Annotated in this window: 6 protein-coding genes and 1 pseudogene; all 7 read right to left on the minus strand. The window is 63.1% G+C overall.

Translation table 11 applies throughout. The annotated features are described in order from the left end of the window. Nucleotides 1–44: 44 nt before the first annotated feature. A complete protein-coding gene (locus JCM12296_RS33315) occupies nt 45–359 on the minus strand; it encodes a Clp protease/crotonase-like domain-containing protein (protein WP_054702230.1) in 315 nt (104 codons plus the stop codon). Between the two features lie 28 nt (nt 360–387). Beyond that, on the minus strand, nt 388–1170 hold the full coding sequence (locus JCM12296_RS33320) for a uracil-DNA glycosylase (protein WP_246805259.1): 783 nt from the start codon (nt 1168–1170) through the stop codon (nt 388–390). Next, a pseudogene (gene coaBC / locus JCM12296_RS33325) lies at nt 1139–2370 on the minus strand (bifunctional phosphopantothenoylcysteine decarboxylase/phosphopantothenate--cysteine ligase CoaBC). The gene JCM12296_RS33320 and the pseudogene coaBC overlap by 32 nt, the downstream one beginning before the upstream one ends. An 18-nt stretch (nt 2371–2388) precedes the next feature. Further along, on the minus strand, nt 2389–2685 hold the full coding sequence (locus JCM12296_RS33330; RefSeq protein ID WP_054702234.1) for a hypothetical protein: 297 nt from the start codon (nt 2683–2685) through the stop codon (nt 2389–2391). Next, entirely contained in the window at nt 2686–2985 is a 300-nt protein-coding gene (locus JCM12296_RS33335) for an FtsB family cell division protein (protein ID WP_054702238.1), read from the minus strand. Next, complete coding sequence (locus tag JCM12296_RS39415) at nt 2982–3149, minus strand: hypothetical protein (protein ID WP_157068146.1); 168 nt, start codon at nt 3147–3149, stop codon at nt 2982–2984. The genes JCM12296_RS33335 and JCM12296_RS39415 overlap by 4 nt, the downstream gene beginning before the upstream one ends. After that, nucleotides 3146–3637: murein biosynthesis integral membrane protein MurJ (murJ, locus tag JCM12296_RS33340; protein WP_172684240.1), on the minus strand; the 492-nt coding region annotated here is incomplete at its 5' end. The genes JCM12296_RS39415 and murJ, both read right to left, overlap by 4 nt.

The raw sequence follows: 3637 nt of genomic DNA on the forward strand, positions 1-3637 counted from the left end.
GGTCGCCGGCGCCATGGCCGCCACGTCGGCCGCCATGGTGATCATCACGCCGGCCGAGCCGCCCGTGCGCCGGAAGGCGCCACATAGACCACCACCGGGACCTTGCTGTCATAGATGGCCATGACGATCTTGCGCGTGGATTCCACCAGGCCGCCGGGGGTATCCAAGCGAACCACCAGGCATCCGGCACCCGCTTCACCGGCCTGATGGATGGCGTCGATGAGAAAGTCGGCCGTCGCCGGGGTGACGGCATCGTCCAACGCGACCAGATAAACCGGCGCACCGGCGGCACCGGCCGGCATAGCGACGGTCAGCCCCAAGAGGAGCATCAGGGAAAAGGCGGTCATGGCGCGGTGCATCGATACACCCCCTTTACATAAAGGGGAATTAGGTGGACGGTCGGGACAATCGTTTCATGATCTTCTGTACATCCTGCCACACCTCGCGCTTCCTCTCCGGGTTGCGCAGCAGAAAAGCCGGATGAAAGGTCGGCATCAGCGGAATATCCATGAACGCATGGAAGTCACCCCGCAGGCGTGAAATAGAGGTCTGGGTGTCCAGCAGGGTCTGGGCGGCCACTTTGCCCAGGGCGCAGATCACCTGGGGCCGGATCGCCGCCAACTGACGCCGGAGAAAAGGCATACAGGCGCGAATTTCGTCGGGCTGCGGATTGCGGTTGCCGGGCGGCCGGCACTTGACGATGTTGGCGATGTAGACCGTCTCCCGGGAAAGCTGCATGGCCGCAATGATCTTGGTCAAGAGCTGGCCGGCGGCACCGACAAAAGGGTGCCCGGACTGATCTTCCTCGAATCCGGGGCCCTCGCCCACGAAAACCAGTCGGGCCTTGGGATCGCCCTCGCCAAAAACGATGTGGGTGCGGCCCTGACATAACGGACAGCGGGTGCATTCACCCAGGTCGGCGCGCACCTGGTCAAGGGTTTCCGGGGATGTCGCGGAAACGGGCGCCGCGGTCACCGCCGGTTTGGCGACGGGCCCGACACCCAGCTGCGCCACCATCGCCACCCCTTCAGCGGAACAGTCGAATCCGGTGCAGCCGATCGATTTCAGGTAAACCAGGCTGCGGCGAATCTCGCGCAACAGATCAACCAGGGGCGGGGTCACGGTGGAAGCCACGGCGTCAATCCCCTGCCGGAGCGGTTTTGGCGCCACGGATCATCGCGACCACCTCATCGAGAATGTGGTGGGCCACGTCATCCTTGTCCATCACGTCCAGCACCGTCTTGCGTCCGTCGGCAAAAAAGAGGGTCATGCGGTTGGTGTCGGCGCTGAAGCCCGAATCCGGCGGTCCGATCAGGTTGGCTGCAATCATGTCCAGGTGCTTGGCGACAACCTTCTGGCGCGCATAGGTCTCCATGTCACGGGTCTCGGCGGCAAAGCCACCAGAATCTGTCCGTCGCGCTTGCGCTGGCCGATGGACTTGAGGATGTCCGTGGTACGGGTCAGGGTCAGTTGGATATCCCCCTCGCCTTTCTTGACCTTGTGGGGTTCGCTGATCGCCGGCCGGTAGTCGGAAACCGCCGCCACCTTGACGATCACGTCGGCCTGGTCCACCCGGGCGAAGACCGCCTGGGCCATCTCCTCCACGCTGACCACCGGCACCACATCCACATTGAGCGGCGGCGGCAGCGCCACCGGGCCGCTCACCAGGGTGACCGTGGCGCCGCGGTTTTCGGCGGCCCGGGCAATGGCGTAGCCCATCTTGCCCGACGAGGGATTGCTGATGAAGCGCACCGGATCGATGGCCTCCCGGGTCGGTCCGGCGGTCACCAGCACCCGTTTGCCGGCCAGATCGTCGGGCGTGAGAAAACTGATCAGGCGGTCGACGATTTCCTCGGGTTCGGGCAACCGTCCGGGTCCGGTGGTTTTGCAGGCCAGTTCGCCGACACCGGGCGCCAGAATCTGGCAACCGTCGGCCGCCAGGCGATCCAGGTTGCGCTGGGTGGCCGGATGTTCGAACATGTTGGAATTCATCGAGGGGCAGATCATCACCGGGCAGGTCACGGCCAGCATGAACGTGCTCAGGGCGTCATCGGCGATGCCGCTTGCCAATTTGGCCACCGTGTTGGCCGTGGCCGGCGCGATGATCACGGCCTGGGCCGCTTCGGCCCAGTCGATATGCCGGATGGCCGCCTCATCCTGGTCATCAAACAGATCCCGGCAAACCGGATTTTCCGAAAGCACGGCGAATGTCATGGGACCGACGAAACGCGCCGCGCTCTCGGTCATGATCACGCGTACCCGGGCACCGAGCTTTTTCAGGCGCCGGACGAGTTCCACACTTTTATAGGCGGCGATGCCGCCGCACACGCCCAGAACGATATGCTTGTCTTTGAGAACCGTATGTTTCATGATCCACGCGTTCGTCCGTCAGCCAGCGGCCAGGTGACGATCGGAAAGCCGGATGTCGCTCAACTGCCGCAACATCCGGCAAAAGATTAAAAGGCGCACCCACCGTTCGATGGCCGAAGCCGCCGACGGCCAGTTATCCGGGGTTTGCGGCAGCCGTGCCTGAACCGCTGCCAGCGCCTCGGCAAGATCCCCGCGCTCGGGATGCTGGTCCAACAAATAGCGGTAGATCCGGGCCGCGGCCGCGAAACGCCCCTGATCGGTGTAAAGGCGGGCCATGGTCGGCGTGTAAAAGGTTTTGTCTTCTTCGCCCACCATCTATTTACCTCGGCCATCCCCCTGGGGACGAATGATAATCAGGTCGTTCTCCCCGACCATTCCCAACTCGTTGCGCGCCACGCTCTCGATGTACACCGGATCGCGCTTCAGACGGCCGATGGTCCGGTAAAGCCCGACATTCTCCATGGCCAGGGTTTCGTTTTCACCGGCCAGGGTCTGTTCCTGGGCCTTGAGCCGTGACAATTCGACCAATCCCTTGTCGCCGAAAACGATGAACAGCAGCAGGTTGAGCAGCAACAGGATCGCGATACCGATCCCCCATTTTACCCCCAGGCTCATGTTGGCAACAAACTCCTTTTTATCAAACCGGCCACCTGATGCCACTCGGGAATCCGGAGCAACCAGGCAACCCCGGTGAAGGTGGCGATCCCGCCACCGATGGCGGCACCCAGCCCCACCAACAACCGCAGGCTTCCGGCACTGTCGGCATGGGGGACGATCATCTGGCAGAGCCGCTGGCGACACCGCCCATGACCAGCGACGCGGCCAGGGTTTTCAATACACTGACCCCGATCGGCCGCCAGCAAAGGGTTCGCAGACGCTGGCGCAGGGCATGAACCAGCAGTCCCAGGTTGACGGCCGAAGCCAGGGATGTGGCCAGGGCCAGCCCGCAGTGTTTCATCGGCCCCATGAGCGCCATGCCCAAAAGGATATTGGCGGCAATGGAAAACGTGGCCGTTAGGACCGGCGTCCGGGTGTCTTGCAGGGCATAAAAGATGGAAACCACGATGCGCACGGCCGCAAAAGCCCACAACCCAAGACAATAGTACAAAAGCGCATCGGAGGTCAATCGCGCGGTCTGCTCATCAAAGGCGCCCCGCTTGAACAGCAGGGCCACAATCGGGTAGCGCAGCAGGATCAACCCCAGCATGGCCGGAATGGTGATGAAGAGCACCAGGCTGATGGCGTGGCCGGCGGTCTCTCCCATGCC

Source organism: Desulfosarcina cetonica JCM 12296 (assembly GCF_001311845.1).
GTDB classification, from domain to species: Bacteria; Desulfobacterota; Desulfobacteria; order Desulfobacterales; family Desulfosarcinaceae; genus Desulfosarcina; species Desulfosarcina cetonica.

What these genes read in the sequence shown, in the direction of transcription:
- JCM12296_RS33315 (WP_054702230.1), bottom strand. Translation starts at nt 359, where the DNA reads ATGCACCGCGCCATGACCGCCTTTTCCCTGATGCTCCTCTTGGGGCTG.
- JCM12296_RS39415 (WP_157068146.1), bottom strand. Translation starts at nt 3,149, where the DNA reads ATGATCGTCCCCCATGCCGACAGTGCCGGAAGCCTGCGGTTGTTGGTG.
- JCM12296_RS33330 (WP_054702234.1), bottom strand. Translation starts at nt 2,685, where the DNA reads ATGGTGGGCGAAGAAGACAAAACCTTTTACACGCCGACCATGGCCCGC.
- JCM12296_RS33335 (WP_054702238.1), bottom strand. Translation starts at nt 2,985, where the DNA reads ATGAGCCTGGGGGTAAAATGGGGGATCGGTATCGCGATCCTGTTGCTG.